General features: G+C 33.6%; 11 protein-coding genes and 1 tRNA gene. 4 read left to right on the top strand and 8 right to left on the bottom strand.

Features of this window, described 5'->3' with window-relative positions:
- Positions 1 to 84: 84 nt before the first annotated feature.
- From OZP10_RS02440 to OZP10_RS02420, 5 genes are all read right to left on the bottom strand, one after another.
- Positions 85 to 1,863 (bottom strand): AMP-dependent synthetase/ligase, encoded by a 1,779-nt coding sequence (locus tag OZP10_RS02440; RefSeq protein WP_281633358.1) that lies wholly within the window; start codon positions 1,861 to 1,863, stop codon positions 85 to 87.
- 177 nt (positions 1,864 to 2,040) lie between these two features.
- Positions 2,041 to 2,475 (bottom strand): hypothetical protein, encoded by a 435-nt coding sequence (locus OZP10_RS02435; protein WP_281633357.1) that lies wholly within the window; start codon positions 2,473 to 2,475, stop codon positions 2,041 to 2,043.
- Between the two features lie 144 nt (positions 2,476 to 2,619).
- Complete coding sequence (locus tag OZP10_RS02430) at positions 2,620 to 5,028, bottom strand: TonB-dependent receptor domain-containing protein (protein WP_281633356.1); 2,409 nt, start codon at positions 5,026 to 5,028, stop codon at positions 2,620 to 2,622.
- Positions 5,029 to 5,234: 206 nt separating this feature from the next.
- Complete coding sequence (gene purL / locus OZP10_RS02425) at positions 5,235 to 8,888, bottom strand: phosphoribosylformylglycinamidine synthase (RefSeq protein WP_281633355.1); 3,654 nt, start codon at positions 8,886 to 8,888, stop codon at positions 5,235 to 5,237.
- Between the two features lie 575 nt (positions 8,889 to 9,463).
- Positions 9,464 to 10,975 (bottom strand): hypothetical protein, encoded by a 1,512-nt coding sequence (locus tag OZP10_RS02420; protein WP_281633354.1) that lies wholly within the window; start codon positions 10,973 to 10,975, stop codon positions 9,464 to 9,466.
- Positions 10,976 to 11,282: 307 nt separating this feature from the next.
- On the opposite strand from OZP10_RS02420, the gene OZP10_RS02415 reads away from it, so the two are divergent.
- The 4 genes from OZP10_RS02415 (at position 11,283) to OZP10_RS02400 (ending at position 13,742) form a co-directional block, all read left to right on the top strand.
- Positions 11,283 to 11,714, top strand: a complete 432-nt coding sequence (locus OZP10_RS02415) for a PaaI family thioesterase (RefSeq protein WP_281633353.1) — start codon at positions 11,283 to 11,285, stop codon at positions 11,712 to 11,714.
- Positions 11,715 to 11,717: 3 nt separating this feature from the next.
- Entirely contained in the window at positions 11,718 to 12,782 is a 1,065-nt protein-coding gene (locus OZP10_RS02410) for a chorismate-binding protein (RefSeq protein WP_281633352.1), read from the top strand.
- Between the two features lie 90 nt (positions 12,783 to 12,872).
- Positions 12,873 to 13,589: a bacillithiol biosynthesis deacetylase BshB1 gene (gene bshB1 / locus OZP10_RS02405; protein ID WP_281633351.1), complete on the top strand. Its 717-nt coding sequence runs from the start codon at positions 12,873 to 12,875 to the stop codon at positions 13,587 to 13,589.
- Between the two features lie 79 nt (positions 13,590 to 13,668).
- A tRNA-His gene (locus OZP10_RS02400) sits at positions 13,669 to 13,742 on the top strand.
- A gap of 385 nt (positions 13,743 to 14,127) precedes the next feature.
- Here OZP10_RS02400 and ypfJ read toward each other — a convergent pair.
- The 3 genes from ypfJ to OZP10_RS02385 form a co-directional block, all read right to left on the bottom strand.
- A complete protein-coding gene (ypfJ, locus tag OZP10_RS02395; RefSeq protein WP_281633350.1) occupies positions 14,128 to 14,982 on the bottom strand; it encodes a KPN_02809 family neutral zinc metallopeptidase in 855 nt (284 codons plus the stop codon).
- Positions 14,983 to 15,130: 148 nt separating this feature from the next.
- Entirely contained in the window at positions 15,131 to 19,183 is a 4,053-nt protein-coding gene (locus tag OZP10_RS02390) for a PAS domain S-box protein (protein ID WP_281633349.1), read from the bottom strand.
- Between the two features lie 89 nt (positions 19,184 to 19,272).
- Complete coding sequence (locus OZP10_RS02385; RefSeq protein ID WP_281633348.1) at positions 19,273 to 20,070, bottom strand: DUF2189 domain-containing protein; 798 nt, start codon at positions 20,068 to 20,070, stop codon at positions 19,273 to 19,275.
- Positions 20,071 to 20,153: the final 83 nt, after the last annotated feature.

Raw genomic sequence — 20,153 nt, 5'->3', positions numbered from 1 at the left:
ATTAGTCATTGAGGGATTTACACATAAATTAAAAACGGCTGTCAATTGACAGCCGTTTTCGTTTGGTTATATTATTCTGATTTATTAATTGTTTCCGTAGATTTTTCCGTAAAGATCTTTATAAATTTCTTTTATAATTTTACGTTTCAATTTTAGAGTAGGAGTAAGCTGTCCGCCATCTATAGACCAAACATCTGGTGTAAGCTCAAAACGTTTTACTTGTTCCCAGTGTCCGAATTTTTTGTTGATGCCTTCCACCTCTTCGTCAATGCGTTTAATAACATCTGGATTAGCACTAATTTCTGCATCAGAACTTCCTAAAGTAATTTTATGGATTTTAGCCCATTCTTTTACAAATTCGAAGTTTGGCTGAATAAAAGCGCCTGGCATTTTTTCACCTTCACCAATAACCATAATCTGCTCAATAAAACGAGATTGTTTCATTGCATTTTCGATCATTTGCGGAGCAATATATTTACCGCCAGAAGTTTTAAACATTTCTTTTTTACGATCTGTAATTTTTAAGAAACCTTCGTTGTCAATTTCTCCAATATCTCCGGTATGGAAATAACCATCAATTACAGCTTCAGCAGTTTTTTCTGGGTCTTTATAGTAGCCTAACATTACGTTCGGACCTTTTAATAGAATCTCTCCGTCTTCGGCAATTTTCACTTCCACATTACGGATTGGTTTTCCAACAGTTCCAATTTTAAATCCTTTGTTTCTTTGGTCGTTTACGGCAATTACTGGAGAAGTTTCAGTTAAACCGTAACCTTCCATAACCGGAATTTCTGCAGCAGCAAAAACTCTTGTTAAACGTGGCTGTAAAGCGGCACTTCCAGAAACCATTAAATCTAAATTTCCGCCCAAACCTTCTTTCCATTTGCTGAAAATAAGTTTGCGGGCAATTTTTAATTGAAATTCATACCAAGCGCCATTTGCTCCGTATGGTTCATATCTTAAACCTAAATCGATAGCCCAGAAAAACAGTTTTTTCTTGATACCTGTTAATTCTGCACCTTTAGCATAAATTTTATCGTATACTTTTTCTAAAAGCCTTGGTACAGCAGTAATTACAGTTGGACGTACTTCTTTTAAGTTATCACTGATTTTATCAATAGATTCTCCAAAGTAAACCGATACACCATAATATTGATAGATGTATAAAATCATTCTTTCAAAAATATGGCAGATAGGCAAGAAGCTTAATGCTGTACTTTTTCCTGGATCAAACGGAATTCTTGGCGAACTGTCTAAAACATTTGACACAATATTTTTGTGCGAAAGCATAACGCCTTTTGGTCTTCCTGTTGTTCCAGAAGTATAAATAATTGTTGCTAAATCGTCTGTGTGGATGCTATCTTTTCTAGCTTCAACTTCGCTTTGATTGCTGTCATCTTCGCCTAAAATCAATAAATCTGACCAATGTTTACAGCCATCAATTTCATTAAAAGAATAAACCTCTTTCAATGAAGGTACATTGGCTTTAATTGCATTTACTTTCTGTAGCACTTCTTCATCAGAAACAAAGCAATAGATACTGCCACTATGGTTTAAAATATATTCGTAATCTTCTTCTGCAATAGTTGGATAAATTGGAACATTCTGAGCACCAGTCTGCAAAATACCAATATCCATAATATTCCATTCGGTACGGTTATTTGAGCTTATTAAAGCAATTTTATCATCTTTCTGAACGCCCATACGCAATAATGCTCTCGAAATAGCATTTGCTTTTGCAATATATTCTTCACTGGATGTTTTTTCCCAGACTCCATTTTTTTTGGTTGCAAGAGCAACTGGAAGGTTGTAAGTTTCTTGTTGATAATAGGGAAAATCAAAAAGGCGTGTGATTGAAACCATGTTTAATATATTGAATTTTATCGCAAATTAAATAAAAATTAGGTATGATTTTTTATTTAATGAAATTTTATGGGAAAATTTATAGAGACTATTAAAAATCAACGAAAACGTTTTCTTTTTTGCGGTGAAATTTCCTAAAAATCAAGAAAAGTTTAATTTGGATTCTTTTTTTAATGCTTATTGTACGTTGTAATCTACATATTCTTTTACTCTTTCGCCCATCAAAAACATTTTTTTCTTGACAAAATGAATAGAAAATTGAGAGTAGTACCATTCTTCACTATCGTTTGGTCTGTACCAAAACGTATAAGAGGCACTATTGAATCCTTCTTTAAAGACAGGAACACCTTCTTCGTTACATTCTATTCCCCAATTGATTTTTTGTTTGCTTAAATCTTCGGCCTGAATAAAACCTGTTCCGTCTGGATTTAATACCGTTATAGGCTGTTTTTGATTTAAAGGTGCGTAAGTTCCAGGAACTGGATAACCGATAGTTGTGGTGATATAGCGTTCTTTAGAATTGTGAATAATCTGATCTACGTGAACTTGTGAATGCGATGGTGTAACAGCAAAGAAGATGCTGAAAATAAAAAGTAATTTTAAAAATTTCATTCGATGTAGGTTTAAGTGTTTTTGGGCCGAAAAAATCTAGTGGCTGATTTTTTGTTGGGCGAATATAATCCATTTTTTTTATAGAATGGAAGCTTAAAAATACAAGAATGAAATTTTTATGTTTTATTTATTTTAGATGAGTTTTTATTCCGTAGAAAACTGGTTTTCGAGTAGTTTTTCTTTAAAATCAGATCTGAAAGTGTAAGCAAAAGTTGCCATTAGAGCACGCGTATCTGATTTGTTCGTTCGGTTATTGCTAAACAAAAGTGTATTGTTTTTATAACCGCTTTCGAGTGTATTAAACATATCTGTAACAACCAAACCTAGTCGAGCATTTCCTTTTCCTAATTTTTGCTGAAATCCCATATCAACATTATAAATCGGAATTCTTTTTCCTTGCGGAGTTGCAACAGCCGAATTATAGTTGCCAATAATTTGAAGTTTTCCGCCTTTCCAAGGAACAAAATTATTAATGATTTTTCCGTACCAGCTAAAAGCACTGCTTACAACATCTTCGGCCTGTGGCAAATTGTCTGCATTAATGTTTTGCTGAAAAGCAGTTAAACTAATATTGGCATCATAAAAAGAAAATGGTTTAAGACTGAAAATTGTTTCTAAACCGTACGTAACAGTACTTCCAATGTTTTGTGGCTGAAGTAAAATTACACCATTGTCCAAAAGCTGTGCATATTGCCTAATGGCATCGGTTGCATTTCTGTAAAAAGCATTGGTCGAGAAAGAATAATTTTTCCAGTTTTTATTATAACTCATTTCGGCAATATGAATGATCTCTGGCTTTAAGTACGGATTTCCACCATGCGGATTCAGTGCATCTGTAATATCAATAAACGGATTTAAATCATCGAGATCAGGACGGTTAATTCGTTTGCTATATCCTAGCTTTATGAATTCATAAGGTTTTAAATTCAATTGTATGGAAGCTGATGGAAAGAGTTTCAAGTAATTATTACTGAATCGATCGCTATTATTTTGCGTTGCTCCAGTATTGGAAACATTTTCGGCACGTAAACCTAAATTGTATTTCCATTTTGGATTTTCGCTATCACCAATGTAAGAATTGATCAAACCATAAACAGCGTTTATCTGTTCATTGAATTCAAAACTATTACTAGCTAAAGGATTTACAACATAATCACCATTAATCATATCGGCACTTTCAAAATCTGAATTGAAAAATCTGAAGGTTCCTTTGTAACCCGTTTCTATAACTGATTTTTCAGAAATTGGAAAAGCATAATTAACTATGGCATTCGAAATATTTTGATTTTCGTAATTATGTGTTCTCTGTAACAAAGCGTCACCAATCTGCTGCTGATATTCATCGTAATTATAAGTGTCAATATCGGTATTTTCTCTGTGTTTTCCGAAAGAAGAGGTAATTGAGGTATTTAAACTTTTTCGGGCATCATCAAATTTACGATCATAGGTAAAAGCAAGTTCGCCAACTTTTGAGCGTTCCAGTTCTAATGAATGTCTTCTGTTATTGGAGAAAAAGGCATTGGCACTTGTGTTTACCTGCGTGTATAAAGTCTCGTCATTGTCTTGAGTTTCTAGATTTCCAAGCGCTTCAAATGAAAAGCTATTTTTGTCATTTGGAGAAAAATCAATATTTAATTTGAGATTCTGAAGACCCTCAGTTCGTTCATCATTTCGATTTTGATGAATAAAATGTTCGTCATCAATAAAATAATTGGTTCGGTCGGCATTTATTTTCTTTGTTCTTCCAGCAAAACGATTGTCATAGCCTAAACCAAAATTCCATTTTTCTGTTTTATGATTGAAAAGAACAGAACTATTTACTCTTCCTTTTGCACCAAAACCTGCGCCCAATGCTACAGCACCATTTGTACCGCTGAGGTTGTTCTTTTTGAGTTTTATATTAATGATACCGCTTTCGGCATTTGCATCATATTTAGCCGTAGGATTACTAATTACTTCAATACTTTCAATACTGCTCGCAGCAATCTGATCCATATTGGTAATAGCCGAATTTTTTCCGTTGATCAAAATCATTGGCGATTTTCCTCTTAAGGTAATACCGCCTTCTGCATCGACAGCAACCGTTGGAATACTTTTAAGCATATCTGTAGCGGTTCCGCCCGTTTGCGAAATATTCGAAACAGCATTAAAAATAAAGCCTTCGTTTGTTTTCTGAATCTGTTTTTTCTGTGAATTTACCACGACAGTATTAAGCTGGTTGGCATCTTCTTGCAAAGTGATCGTGCCAAGTGAAATAGCTGTACCGGTATATTTTATTTTTTTAGTATTGGTTTTAAAACCAATTAATTTAAACTGAAGCAGATATTCTCCAGAAGTTACATTTTCTAATGAAAAATTTCCAGAAATATCCGTAACAGCATAATTAGCGGTTTTGGTTGAATCGGCTGTGTTTTTTAAAATTACATCAACAAATTCTATAGGATTTTTTCCGTCTGTGATGGTTCCTTTTATTGCTGTTTTTTGAGCAAAAGAAAATTGGCTTAAAGTAAATAAGAGAATTGCGAGGTATATTTTGCGTATAATATTTTTCATGTAGCAAAGATATTTACCAGAATGTTTACGCTTGCTTAAGCTGTCTTAAGATACCATTAAATTAATCTTAGAATAGTTTTAAATAGTTTTTATAGCCACGAATTCACGAATTTTCTTGATTCTATTTTTTGAAAATAGAAATTTGTGAATTCGTGGCTAAAAAAAAACGCCCGATAAAATTCGGGCGCTTTAGTAAAAATATATTTTTAGTTTTTCTCAATCCATTTTCTAGCATTAACAAAAGCTTCGTGCCAAGGCGAAACCTCGTCATTTCTATCTTTTGGATAATGCGCCCAGTTCCATTGGAAAGTCGAACGCTCAATGTGAGGCATCATAACCAAATGTCTTCCGGTTTTATCACACATCATTGCTGTGTTGTAGTCAGAACCATTCGGGTTTGCAGGATAACCTTCGTAAGCGTATTTAGAAACAATGTTGTATTGGTCTTCTGCATAAGGCAATTTGAATTTACCTTCTCCGTGAGAAACCCAAACTCCTAAAGTACTTCCAGCCAAAGTCGATAACATAACCGAATTATTTTCTTGAACTGTTACAGAAGTAAAGATACTTTCGTGTTTCTGGCTTTCGTTATGGTGCATTTTTCCGTGAACTTCGTGCTCAGGATTAATTACTTCCAGTTCCATAAACAATTGGCAACCGTTACAGATTCCAACAGATAAAGTATCTTCTCTTTTGAAGAAATTGTCTAAAGCTGTTTTTGCTTTTTCGTTGTATAAGAAAGCTCCAGCCCAACCTTTAGCAGAACCTAAAACATCTGAATTAGAGAATCCTCCAACAGCTCCAATAAACTGAATATCTTCAAGCGTTTCACGACCAGAAATTAAATCCGTCATGTGAACGTCTTTTACGTCAAAACCTGCCAAGTACATCGCATTTGCCATTTCACGCTCAGAATTACTTCCTTTTTCACGAATAATAGCCGCTTTTGGTCTTGGTTTAGAATTGTCGATTTCTGGTTTCTTTCCTGTAAAATGTGTTGGGAAAGTATAGTTTAAAACCTGATTTTTATAGTTTTCAAAACGTGCCTGAGCTCTTCCGTTTTTAGATTGTTTTTGATCTAATAAATAAGAAGTTTCAAACCAAACGTCTCTATAAGTTGGAATATCTAATTTATAATCTGCAATTTCTAAAGTTGCTGTAGAAGTTACAGAACCAATTTTGAAGAATTCAATATTATTAGATTTCAATTTAGCTTCAACAGCTGCGTCAGATTTAGCTTGGAAAACAATTCCGATGTTTTCTGCGAAAAGGATTTTCAACAAGTCTTTTTCAGCAAATGCAGAGAAATCAATTTTAGCTCCCAAATTCACATCAGCAAAACACAATTCTAATAAAGTAGTGATTAAACCACCGCTTCCAATATCGTGACCCGCTAAAATTTGGTTTTCACCAATTAAATCCTGGATTGTATTAAAAGCATTTTTAAAGAAAGAAGCGTCTTTAATTGTAGAAGTTTCGTTTCCGATTGTGTTTCTGATTTGTGCAAAAGATGAACCTCCTAATTTGAAATCATCTTGAGACAAATTAATATAATAGATAGAATCTCCGTTTTTCTGTAAAACAGGTTCTACTACTTTTTTAATATCGGTACAGTTTCCAGCAGCTGAAATAATAACCGTTCCCGGCGCAATTACTTCATCGTTTGGATATTTTTGTTTCATTGAAAGTGAATCTTTTCCTGTTGGAATATTGATTCCTAATTCAATTGCAAAATCTGAACAACCTTGTACAGCATCGTATAAACGAGCGTCTTCACCTTCGTTTTTACAAGCCCACATCCAGTTTGCAGATAATGAAATACCTTTTATCTGATCTTTAATTGGCGCCCAGATAATGTTTGATAACGATTCTGCAATAGCATTTCTACTTCCTGCAACCGGATCAATCAAAGCAGCGATAGGAGCGTGTCCGATAGAAGTTGCAATTCCTTCTTTACCTAAATAATCCAGAGCCATAACGCCGACGTTATTCAAAGGCAATTGTAACGGACCTGCATTTTGTTGTTTTGCTACTTTTCCACCAACGCAACGGTCAACTTTGTTCGTTAACCAGTCTTTTGAAGCAACAGCCTCTAAACGTAAAACGTCTTTTAAATAACTTTCGAAGTCATTTGCTGAATACGCAACATCAGCATATTTTCTATCGATAGTTTTGTCTGTCATAACCGTTTTTGGAGAACTTCCGAAGAAATCTTCTAAAGCATAATCCATCGGTTTTGAACCATTTGATTTTGATTCGAATGTAAAACGGTGATCTCCCGTTACATCTCCAACCTCGTACATTGGCGAACGCTCTCTATCAGCAATTCTTTGTAAAGTATCAATATCTTTTTGACCAATAACCAATCCCATTCTTTCCTGAGATTCGTTACCGATAATTTCTTTTGCAGAAAGTGTTGGATCTCCAACTGGTAATTTATCTAAATCGATTAAACCTCCAGTTTCTTCCACTAATTCAGAAAGGCAGTTTAAGTGTCCTCCAGCTCCGTGATCGTGAATAGAAACAATTGGGTTATTGTCACTTTCAACTAAACCACGAATCGCGTTTGCAGCACGTTTTTGCATTTCAGGATTTGAACGTTGAATCGCATTTAATTCGATTCCTGAACCGAAAGCTCCTGTATCTGCAGAAGAAACCGCAGCACCACCCATTCCGATTCTATAATTTTCTCCTCCAAGAATTACGATTTTATCGCCTTCTTGTGGTTTCTTTTTAATTGATTGATCTAGTTTTCCGTATCCAATTCCTCCCGCTTGCATGATTACTTTATCGTAACCAATTTTACGGTTCTCCTCTTCGTGTTCGAAAGTTAAAACAGAACCTGTAATAAGCGGCTGACCAAATTTATTACCGAAATCAGAAGCTCCGTTTGAGGCTTTGATCAAAATATCCATTGGAGTTTGGTACAACCATTTTCTTTCTTCAACTGCATTTTCCCATTTTCTATCTTCTTTTAGACGAGAATATGAAGTCATGTAAACCGCAGTTCCAGCTAAAGGCAATGAACCTTGTCCTCCGGCTAAACGGTCACGAATTTCTCCTCCAGAACCTGTTGCAGCTCCATTAAAAGGCTCAACTGTTGTTGGGAAATTGTGTGTTTCGGCTTTTAATGAGATTACCGAATCAAATTCTTTTATTTCGTAAAAATCAGGTTTGTCAGCCGATTTTGGTGCAAATTGCTGCACTTTTGGTCCTTTTACAAAAGCAACGTTGTCTTTGTAAGCAGACACAATATCGTTCGGATTTTCCTGAGATGTCTTTTTGATTAATTTGAAAAGAGAAGTTTCTTTTTCTTCACCGTCAATTACAAAAGTTCCGTTGAAGATTTTGTGACGGCAGTGTTCTGAATTCGCTTGTGAGAAAGCAAAAATTTCAGAATCAGTTAATTTTCTTCCTAGTTTAGTCGAAAGATTGTTTAAGTAATCAACTTCTTCTTCGCTTAAAGCTAAACCTTCTACTTTGTTGTAAGTGGCAATATCATCAATTTCCAGAATTGGTTCCGGCTGAATGTTGATAGTGAAGATTTCCTGATCTAATTCGTTGAATTTTTGAGAAAGCATTGGATCAAAATCTGTAAAATCTTCCGTTGCAGGATGAAATTCTTCAATTCTGATAATGCCAGAAATCCCCATGTTTTGAGTAATTTCTACAGCATTTGTACTCCAAGGTGTGATCATAGTGGCGCGTGGACCAACAAAAAATCCTGTCAATGCAGATTTTTCGATCTTGTTTGCGTCGGCAAAAAGCCAGTTTAATTTTGAAATGTCTTGAGCTGAAATTTCGTTTTGCGTTTGTACGGCAAAAACAGTTTTGCTTTGGTTTTCAAAGAAATGGATCATTTGTGTAGTTTGTTGTATTGAGCTGCAAATTTAGTCAATCTAAACCGAAAAAAAAAGCAAGAATCTGAGCCTTTTTAATTATTTATTTTTCCACTTTTTTGCCCTAAAAATGCAATTTTTTTGCTAGTTGAAACATATGAAATTTAACATTTTTTGATCATCAGATTTTCGCTGTAAACTATTGTTGTTTTTCAAATTTGAATCAAAAAAGGACTTCTAGATAAGAAAGAGATTCTTAAAATTTAATTACAATTTTTTTTAAAGGAAATCCGAGAAAATTGCAAGATTGAGGAAATTTAATCTCGCAAAGACGCAAAGTCGCAAAGTTTTTTTATTAAAAAAAGAAAATTTTTTCTCAATTTATGTCATTTCGACGGAGGAGAAATCTTCACAAGAAGCTCGACAAAGATTGGATTCTCTTCGCGGAGTTACTCGCGAAGATTTCTCCTTCGTCGAAATGACAAACGTCATGGATACTTTGTCAAAATACTTTGCGACTTTGCGTCTTTGTGAGCAAAATACACAAGTAAAATTCTAAAAAAACTTTGCGCCTTAGCGCCTTCGTGGCAAAACTATTATTTAGGAAACTCCTGACTCTGATAAGCACCCAAATCTGGAGGTGAAGTTCTTGTAATTCCTAAGATATCTGTTGTAATGATATACGCCTGATTTCCTTTAGCGAAAGCGGAAGAAGTTTTATCAATATTGAATTTGTTTTCAGAAGGTTTATAAAACTTAGGATTTTCGTTTAGAATAATATTAGTATAATGTTCTGTATCAGTTTTAAATTGATAAAGTGGATTTGTTGATGAACTGCTGAATTTTAAAAGACAATTGTTCAGCTGATAAACAAATGACGAATTAGCGCTTTTACTTAAATTAAATTCGTTTGTACTTGACCCGTAAATGATACAGTTGTTAAAAGTAGCCTGTGTCAGCGGATTGGTTTCTGGAGTTGCTCCTGCCAATGAGTTACTTAAGCTAACAGCAAATTGAGATGAAGATGACCAATTATTATTGAAAGTACAATGTGTGAATTTATAATTTCCGCCATAAACACAAGATAAACTAGCCAAACCAGCGTAGTTAATTACTAAGTTTTCTCCGTTAATTTGAGCATTTTGAGCTAGAATTCCGTATTCGGCACAATTGTAAATCTGTGAGTTTTTGATTTCAATAGTATTGGAAGAATTTCTAAAATCTAAACCAACAATCGCATTTTTTAAAGTTAAATGATTAATGGAATGATTGGCACTTCCTTTCTCAAAAATAACCGATTTCCATTGTCCAGGAATGTCAGAGTACATTGATTCTAATCGATCGCCTTCAAAAATAACTTCGTTCTCTAATTTATCAGTTGTTGAATTTGTTCCGTTGATTTGAAGAGAAGCATTTTTTGCAACATATAAACCAGAATTAGCATGAAAATGAACTCTTGCGCCAGCTTCAAAAGTTACTGTTTTATTTTCTGGAACTCCCGCGTAACCGTAAATTACGTATGGTTTTTGGTTGGTAAAAATCAACTCGTTTCCGTTTTGTGAATCATTTTCGCTTAAATAAAAACCGTCAACATCTTTGCCGTCAATTTTTATTTTTTCTTTTGTTCCGTCAGGGTTTTGATTTGGATAAAGAAAAACGGCATCCTGAATCAAAGTTACTAAAGCGACCTTTTGCAGATTCGCGCCGCTGTCAAATTGGATTTCATCGGTATAAAGAAAATCAGTCGGATTTGCATCTGTAATATCTGCCGTAGTTTCTATAAAAATGTATAAACTATCTTTTGCTAAAAGCGTAACATCTTTGAAGATTTTTCCGTTGTTGCCGCTCATTCCGTCAACTGTCATGCGGTATTTTGAGCTCAAACCTTTTTTGAACTGCACAATCGGAATCGAAATATCATTTTTGCTTCGGTTGTAAACTTTCAATTGATACGTGCTTGAACCGATATTTTTAAAAACAGTATCCAAATAAACGGTATCTTTTGAAAACTTCAAATCTCCAGTGCTGGCAACGGTATCAAAGTCAGTTCGGCAAGAACTGAATGCTAAAATTAAACCAAGAAGAAAGATTGTAAAGTATTGACGCATTTGAATGTTTTTTTAGCCACAGATTAAAAGGATTAAAAAGATTTTTTTCCGCTACGAGTTCACTAATTATTTGTTTTTTAAATTAGAAAAATTAGTGAATTCGTGGTAAAAAAAAATCAACACAAAGTATTTCAAAATCCTTTTAATCTGTGTAATCTGTGGCAAAAAATGGCCAAAGATTGATTTTGATTGTTTTTGTAAAAATAACAAAAAACCTACACGTTTGAAGTTGAATTTTAAATTTAGGATCGGATTTTAGATTTATGTCTTATCTTTCTTTAATTTTACGTTTTTAAAGTTTATTTTAATGAATTATACAAAAGAACAGATTTTAGCGCGCTGTAATGAGTTTTCTAAAAGCACATTAATGGAAACGCTAAAAATTGAATATATCGATGCCGGAGAAGATTTTTTAACTGCAAAAATGCCTGTAAATCCGAATGTTCACCAGCCAATGGGATTGTTGCATGGCGGAGCTTCTGTAGCTTTAGCAGAAAGCGTTGGAAGTGCCGCTTCTTTCTTTTTTATCAATCCGAAAGAACAGGAGGTAAGAGGTATCGAAATTTCGGCAAATCATCTAAAAAGTATTCGCGAAGGTTATGTTTTTGGGACAGCCAGAATTATCCACAAAGGAAGAAGCCTTCATCTTTGGGAAATCAAAATTACCGATGAAGCAGGGAATCTAGTTTCGCTTTGCAAATTGACGAATATGGTTTTAGATAGAAAGAAAAGTGAGTAAATTATGAATCCATTTTTCTTAAAAATTAAAAATCATAAAGAGCAAAATTTACCTTTTGTACTTTATTCAAAACCCAATGCAACAAACTATATTGGTATATTACAGCAAAATTCTATTTTAAATACCGTTTCAGATTATAGTGAAAAAGGGTTTGTTTTTGCTTCTTTTGATGAAAAACAACTAATCCTGATTCCAGAAAACGAATCTGAAATTATTAGCACCGAAAAGGAAACAACTTCATTTGAGTCTATAGAAATTGATGATTTGAGTTTTGATCAAGAAGCTAAATTTCAATATGAATATTTAGTTGCCCAAGGAATTCAGGCGATTAAAAATGAAGAATTCAAAAAAGTAGTTTTGTCGAGAAGTGAAGAAGTGCCTTTGTCTGAATTTGATTTTATTGAAACTTTTCAGCACTTGGTTCAATTATATCCGGCAACTTTCTGTTATTGTTTCTTTCATCCGAATATTGGACTTTGGATGGGAGCAACTCCAGAAAAACTTTTGAAGGCAAACGGAAATGTTTTCGAAACCATGGCTTTGGCAGGAACACAGAAAGATAATAAGGAAACAGAAATCCTTTGGCAGCAAAAGGAAAAAGACGAGCAGCAATTTGTAACCGATTTTATTGTGAAAAGACTTCGAGAATTTACGGCTTCGGTTGTGGTTTCTGAACCTTATAGTTTGAAAGCTGGATCGATTTGGCATATTAAAACAGATATCTCTGGAGTTTTGAAAGATAACTCAACTTTAGAAGAGGTTATTGATACGCTGCATCCAACACCCGCAGTTTGCGGACTTCCTAAAAAGAAATCGAAAACATTTATTCTAGAAAATGAAAATTACGATAGGACTTTCTACACTGGTTTTTTAGGAGAGCTAAATAGCTCTTTTGAAGGAAATAATTCAAGTTCTGATTTATTTGTAAATTTACGTTGCATGCAGATTCAGGAAGATAAAGCGATTTTATACATGGGTTGCGGAATCACAAAAGAAAGTATTCCTGAAAAAGAATGGGAAGAAAGCGTCAATAAATCGATGACGATGAAAAGAGTTTTGAGAAAATAGTTTATAAAATTGTTTCAAGTTTCAGGTTTCAAGTTTCACGTTCTGGTGACAACTTGAAACCTGAAACTTGAAATTTGAAACAAAAAATAAATGAAATTAGACATATTAGCATTCGGGGCACATCCAGACGATGTAGAATTGGGTTGTGCGGGAACTATTTTAAAAGAAGTATCACTTGGTAAAAAAGTAGGTATTGTTGATTTAACTCGCGGTGAATTAGGAACGCGGGGAACAGCTGAAACGAGAGATCAGGAAGCAAAAGATGCTGCTGATATTTTGGGGGTTCTTGTGCGTGAAAATTTGGCAATGCGTGATGGTTTTTTCGTTAATGATGAAAAGCATCAATTAGAAGTTATTAAAATGATTCGTAAGTACAAACCAGAAATCGTTTTGTGCAATGCAATCGACGATCGTCATATTGATCACGGAAAAGGAAGCAAATTAGTTTCTGATTCTTGTTTTCTTTCAGGGTTAATGAAAATCGAAACTTCTATTGATGGAGTGCGACAAGAAGCGTGGAGGCCAAAAGTGGTGTATCATTATATTCAATGGAAAAATCTTGAACCAGACTTTGTTGTAGATATTACAGGATTCGAAGAAAAGAAAATTGAAGCAATTATGGCATATAAAACACAATTTTACGATCCGAATTCAAGTGAGCCTGCAACGCCAATTACAAGTAAAAACTTTTTTGAAAGCTTAAATTACCGTGCGCAGGACTTAGGAAGACTAGTTGGGAAAGATTTTGCAGAAGGTTTTACAGTTGAAAGATGTTTGGCAGTCAATAGCTTAGAAAATTTGATATAATTTTTATGAAAATTTTTCATTTTTTTCTTTGTAGAACTCAACCTTTGTTTTATATTTGCACTCGCTAAGCAGAAAAATGGTGGTTGTAGCTCAGCTGGTTAGAGTAGCGGTTTGTGGTGCCGCGGGTCGCCGGTTCGAACCCGGTCAGCCACCCAGATTTAAAGCCTTGAAGAAATTCAAGGCTTTTTTTGTACGTTTAATTTTTTTGAACCATATAAGTTATATAAGTTCAGTTTAGATTAAGGCTGAATAATAAGGTTTAAACAGAAGATTTAAATAAAGAAACTAATATTCAAATATAGCCCGTGGTTTCAGCCACAGGATGCTAATAAAATAGATATAGAAATAAATCGTGATATGCGTTGCGCTCCAGCGGTTGAAACCGCTGGCTATGTTTTCTAATATGACCTCTAATTGATTTTTTATTGAAATATAACCAAAGTCTAAAATGACCTTATATCACTTATATAGTTGAAAAATAAAAAAAGCATGACGTTTGCATCATGCTTTCTGGTGGTTATTATATTTGGTTTATGTATTATCGAATTTCTTCAAATGTAGTTCCTTGTTTAATATCGCCACTTTTAAAACCTTTGTTAAACCAATACATTCTTTGTTCTGAAGTTCCGTGGGTGAAAGAATCAGGAACAACGTGTCCTTGCATTTTACTTTGTATTGCATCATCTCCAACAGCATTTGCGGCACTCAAGGCTTCTTCAATATCTCCTGTGTCTAGATTGGCTTGATTATAGTGTGCCCAAACACCAGCATAAAAATCGGCTTGCAATTCTAATGCTACTGATAATTTATTGGCTTCGGCTTCACTTTTTCCTTGTTGCATTTGGCGCATTTTGGAAGAGGTTCCTAGCAAAGTCTGAATGTGATGTCCAATTTCATGCGCAATTACATAAGCAATGGCAAAATCGCCTCCTTTTGCACCAAATTTAGTTTTCAGTTCTTCAAAGAAACCCAAATCCATATACACTTTTCGATCGCCAGGACAGTAAAATGGCCCAGAAGCAGATGATGCGCCTCCGCAGGCGGTTTGTACAGCGCCTTTAAAAAGCACTAATTTAGGTTTTTCGTATGTCATGCCATTTTCGGCAAAAATTTTACTCCAGATGTCCTCGTTATCAGCCAAAACAACTCTCACAAAATTTCCCATTTCTTCATCTTCCTTACTTAATGGGGCTGCAGCTTCGGTTTGCTGACCTTGTCCGCCTTGCATTTGTTCTAGAATCGGTGCTATTTGCTGACCAGTTTCACCACCAAAAACATTCAGAAGCAAAACAATGATCCCAATAACTCCTCCGCCAATTATCGCTTTTCCTCCGCCGGAAATTGATCTTCTGTCTTCGACATTATCACTTTGTCTTCTGCCTTGCCATTTCATATTGAATTGTTTTTTAATTTGTTAATTAAAACGTTGTACGAATTTATAGATTTTTTATGATAAATTTTGAAATTGAATCGTTTATGTTTAGTTTTTAGTTGCAGTTTTTAGTCTCAGCTAAAACTGAGCCACGACTTAAAACTAAAAATCATCCCAGCCATTTAATTAAAGCTTCTTCAACAATTCCTTTCATAATTGGTTTAGAGATATAATCATCCATTCCTGCAGAAAGACATTTGTTTCGTTCATCTTTTTCTGCGCCGGCGGTAACTGCAATTATTGGAACATCACGTCCTTTGGTAGTATTTCTAATGGCTTTTGCGGTTTCGTAACCATTCATAATTGGCATCTGAATATCCATGAAAATAAGGGTTGGATCTATTTTTTCAAATTGCTGAATGGCTTCGTAGCCGTTTTCACACTCGACGATAAAAGCGTTCTTGTATAAATTTTTTATAATTGTTTTAAGAAGAAGCATATTTACCTTATTATCTTCAACAATTAGAAAGGTAATATGATTGCCATTTGTTTGTGTCTTATAAGAATCTAAATCAATATTTAGATTTTTAAGTTCGACGTTGTATTTATCAGTGATACTTTGGTTGCTTGTTTTTAAATTTAAATCGAAGAAGAAAGTGCTTCCTTCATCAATTTTACTTTCCAGTTGCAAACGGCTTTCCATTAAAGCAAGCAACTGATTGGATATAGTTAAACCTAAGCCAGTTCCTCCAAATTTTCTTGTTGTAGAACTATCTTCCTGAGAAAAAGCTTTGAAAATTTTCTTTTGATTTTTTTCCAAAATACCAATTCCGGTATCGCTTACAGCAAAACGGATAGTGCATTTATTGTTTTGTTTCTTTTCTAAAACAGAAACATTTAATTTGATCGAACCTTCAATTGTAAATTTGACAGCGTTAGAAAGCAGGTTAATCAAAATCTGTTTAATACGAACAATATCTGTCCAGATGTATTTTGGAACGTCTGGATCAATATTCAATTCAAGTTCTAGATTTTTTTTGTTGGATTCAAAAACAATTAAATCAAAGACTTGTCCTAGAACCTTTTTAATGTCATATAAATCAATAAACAGTTCTAATTTCCCAGCTTCAATTTTAGAAAAATCTAAAATATCATTTATAATTTCAAGAAGTGAATGAGCAGATTGGTTAATCGTGGTCATGTATTTTTCTTGAATTTCCTCCAGATCTGTTTTCATCAATAAGTGTGTAAAACCAATAATTCCGTTTAGTGGAGTTCTGATTTCGTGAGACATATTGGCTAAAAAGTCAGATTTTGATTTGCTAGCAGCTTCTGCCAGCTGTTTGGCTTTTATAGCATCTTCGATTTCCTTTTTGCTTGTAATGTCAAAATAAATTCCGCCGACAAATTCAATTTCGTCATCTCGTTTAATTACGTCTCCAAACTCTTCTATCCAAATAAACTCGCCACTTTTGCGCTTAATGCGGTATACATTATGCAGAGGCATTCCGTTTTGTAAATTATCAATTTGATTGTTAATTACTTCTTCTTTATCATCTGGATGTATTAACGAAAGAAAGGATAAGTTATTTTCAATAAACTCGGATTTTGAATATCCGGTTAGGCTTGTGACTTCATCGTTTAGGAATATTTTGGTCGAGAAAGCATCGAATTTGGATAAATAAACTGTTCCTGGAATATTGTTAGCAATCAGTTTGAATTTTTCTTCACTTTCGATAATTTTAGTTTCATTTCGATTTCTTTCTAATGCAGACGAAATATTGTTTGCTAATACTTGGAAGATGTTGATTTCATCTTCAGACCATTGTTTTTCTATTGTACAATCGTCGAAACCAATAAAACCAGTGAAAATATCGTTAATGTAAAGCGGTAAAATTAAAATTGATTTAATTTCATTATCGATCAGAAGTTTTTTGAAAAATCCTTCATTAAGATTTTGAGTTAAGGTGTTTAAGATTTTTCTCTGCGATGCAACCTCGTAAATTTCCTTCAGATTTTCTTCAGTCATATGACGAAGTGGTGTCATCTGATGAATGACTCCTTCTCGCGACCATTTGTATTTTTGACTGACAGTATTGTAGATTGCATCTTTTTCGTAATAATACATATGATCTACTTTGGCTGCTTTTCCAATAATATCATAGGTCTCCTGAAACATTAGGTGAGTAGTTTTGCTAAGCAGGAACTTTTCGGTGCATAAAGAAAGTGCTGACAAAAGTTGGCTCTTAAGTTCTAGTTTTCTTTCTGCTTCTAAACGCATTTGAGAAGAAATGGCAAGCGAAATTACATCTGAAATAGTTCTTGCATAATTAATGTCTTCATTATCCCATTCTCGTTTTTGTTCCGTATTTTCAAAACAAACAACTCCTGCCAATTGTCCTGTTAAGAAAATCGGGACATCCAGCATTGATTTTATATTGTTTTTTGTAAAGTAAAGTTTTTCAAATTCAGATGTTTCCAATTTATTGAAAACATCTGGAGCATTAATAATGGCTTTATTGTTTAGTGTTTCAAAATAAATAGGATAGGACTCTTTATTTAAAATGTTTTTGTCGCTTAAACTTTGGTTATCAAGGCTAAAAAGATTTTTGCAAGTAATTAAGTCACTATCATATTTCCAGAAACTTACGCGGTTGGCATGACTTATCGAAGCGGCTTCTTTTAATATTAAATCAATAACCGTGTTTAATTCGTCGTATTTGCTAAAGTCTGTAGTTGATAATTTTTTGGTCGAATTATTATAGGCTTCAATTTTTTTAAGACGCTTTTTTTTCTCGTTCTCAATATTTTTTTTCTCTGTAATATCTCTTGCAATTCCAGAAAAACCAGTTGTTAATCCTAAATCATTTTTACGGACAATGATTTTTTGCGAAATCCATATTTCTTCACCATTTTTCTTTAATATAGGGATTTCAATAATAGGATAATTACTTTCATTAAGCACTAAATTTTCATAAAAATCTACTGCACTGCTGATATAATTTTCGTGAATAAAGTTAGAATAGTGTTTATTTATAATCTCATTTTCAGTGTAGCCCAGTACTGAAATTCCAAATTCATTTATAAAAGTAAAATGACCTTCGGCATCAATTTCGAAAATAATATCAGTCGCGGTTTGGATTAAATTTTTGTATTGATCTTGAACAATAACCTGTTCTGTAACATCTTGCCCAATGCTGATGATTAAATCATCTGAGAACTTTTTATCTTTCCATTGGATGTATTTGTATTCGCCGTTTTTAGTTTTTAATTTCCTGATGTAAAGTCTGTTTTCTGGATTATTGGCAAGGTTTAATTTTTCTTCTGGCTCTGAATCGTGAGGTAGCTCCCAGAATTTTAATCCCATAACTTCTTCAGGCTGATGTCCTAGAATAGAAGTTATAGTTTCGCTACAAAATAGTATTTCGCCTTTCTGATTGGATGCTATTGTGAGTGAATTTCCTTTATGAACAATTTCGTTAGCAAATCTAAAATTATCGCGATTGTTTAATAAAACGGCATATTTTACTTGATTGATAATGAAAATAAGAATGCAGAAATTGAGTAGTAAAATGGATGATTTTATCGGTATGAGATGAAATGCTAACGCAGCAATTAGAAAGGTGAAAGTTAAAGCAACAAAAGACCAGTAGATTTTTATGGGCTTAAGAATGCTGTACGAAAAGAAAAAAGAAATCAGAAAGACAATGATTGGTACAACATCACTTTTTAAAGTGACAATGTTATACGCTACGTAGCTTATGTAAATGAAAAAACAAGATATGAAAATCTGCTGAATTTGTTCTCTAACCCATCTGATTTTGTTCGTTATTATATAAATAACAAGCACAAAAACACCAATTAGAACATTTACAATTAATAGACTTTTGGGTCTAATCTTGAAAATTTCATTAATGATTTCGATGACAATGACAGCAATACCAAAAAATAAAATATAAAGCTGGTATTCTTTGCCTATAGCATCTTGTTCTTTCTTCTTTTCGATGAAATATCCAATTTTAGCTTTGATCCTAAAAAACTGATAAACTAAAAGAGAAAGAAAAGCAATAAGCGATAACCCTAAAACAATAAGTTTAGGGTTGTTGTAATAAATGATGTCAGAATTAAACACATACCATCCGGTCATAATTGATTCAAAGGCACTCCCTATAGCGGAAATTCCTGAGATAACCGAATTGAAAAAACTACAGTTTGCGGCCATAGAATTTGGGGTATGTTGGTTAAGTAAATAGCGTTTTGAAAATTCTTAAAAGAAGTGGTTAGGTTCTCTTTAATTAAGAAATTTCTATTTTAATCTACATTGTATTTTCCGATTGAATCAATTGAATCTTCTTCTTCAGATGGTGTTCCAAAAATGGCAAAATAGGTGGCGTAAATCATAGAACTGTTAAAAACAACCGTGAAAATAATTCCGACGCAACAGCCTATAAAGCCTACCATCGAACCAAGAAAACCTATGATAAAAAAAGCAAATATGTTAAGCGGATTTTTAGTAACGATAATTAAGCTTGATTTTATGGCATCAATTGCATTAAGGTTTCCAAAAACAATTAATGGAATTGATAGATACATAAAGAAAGAAACTGTAAATGAAATCAGATTTCCGACAAATAAAATTCCTGAACTTTCTACTAAAGTAGCAAGAGCTGTTCCTATTAAAGCAGGAATAAAAGCAGCAACAAAAATTTGTCCAAAATAGGGCGCTTTGTAATAGCTGAAAATAGTTGAAACATTAAATTCTACATCTTTATCTGCAGAATCTGCCATTTTAAGAAAACCTGCGCCAAATGGAGCTGTAATTCCAGCAAGCAGAGAAACAGCAACGGTTTGTATTACAAGCTGAACAGCAGTGAATTGTTGGTTTTCTATGTTTTGAATAAAATCTTTTGTCATGGCTTCAGCTCCAAAATAGGCAATCATAATGCCCATAAAAGCCACAGCGGCAATAATTGAAAATACTAAAATGATTAGCCCAGAATAAAGTGCTATTTTTTTATAGTTTTCGAAAGCGTGATTAAAAACTGTAGCAAAATCAAGGGAATAGCCATTTTTTTTAATGTCCTCAATTTGGTTAAGTGTAGATTTCATTTGTATGTAAAATTGTTTTATAGACTTGTACTATTTGAAAGGTATCTTGACGTAAATATAATATTTTTAATCAATTCAGTATA

Source organism: Flavobacterium luteolum (assembly GCF_027111275.1).
Lineage (GTDB): Bacteria > Bacteroidota > Bacteroidia > Flavobacteriales > Flavobacteriaceae > Flavobacterium > Flavobacterium luteolum.
The sequence above is the reverse complement of the archived record's forward strand: the minus strand, read 5'-3'. Positions and strand labels throughout refer to the sequence as shown.

Excerpts from the sequence above, each read along its gene's own strand:
- OZP10_RS02440 (WP_281633358.1), bottom strand. The coding sequence starts at position 1,863 with ATGGTTTCAATCACACGCCTTTTTGATTTTCCCTATTATCAACAAGAA.
- OZP10_RS02435 (WP_281633357.1), bottom strand. The coding sequence starts at position 2,475 with ATGAAATTTTTAAAATTACTTTTTATTTTCAGCATCTTCTTTGCTGTT.
- OZP10_RS02430 (WP_281633356.1), bottom strand. The coding sequence starts at position 5,028 with ATGAAAAATATTATACGCAAAATATACCTCGCAATTCTCTTATTTACT.
- purL (WP_281633355.1), bottom strand. The coding sequence starts at position 8,888 with ATGATCCATTTCTTTGAAAACCAAAGCAAAACTGTTTTTGCCGTACAA.
- OZP10_RS02420 (WP_281633354.1), bottom strand. The coding sequence starts at position 10,975 with ATGCGTCAATACTTTACAATCTTTCTTCTTGGTTTAATTTTAGCATTC.
- OZP10_RS02415 (WP_281633353.1), top strand. The coding sequence starts at position 11,283 with ATGAATTATACAAAAGAACAGATTTTAGCGCGCTGTAATGAGTTTTCT.
- OZP10_RS02410 (WP_281633352.1), top strand. The coding sequence starts at position 11,718 with ATGAATCCATTTTTCTTAAAAATTAAAAATCATAAAGAGCAAAATTTA.
- bshB1 (WP_281633351.1), top strand. The coding sequence starts at position 12,873 with ATGAAATTAGACATATTAGCATTCGGGGCACATCCAGACGATGTAGAA.
- ypfJ (WP_281633350.1), bottom strand. The coding sequence starts at position 14,982 with ATGAAATGGCAAGGCAGAAGACAAAGTGATAATGTCGAAGACAGAAGA.
- OZP10_RS02390 (WP_281633349.1), bottom strand. The coding sequence starts at position 19,183 with ATGGCCGCAAACTGTAGTTTTTTCAATTCGGTTATCTCAGGAATTTCC.
- OZP10_RS02385 (WP_281633348.1), bottom strand. The coding sequence starts at position 20,070 with ATGAAATCTACACTTAACCAAATTGAGGACATTAAAAAAAATGGCTAT.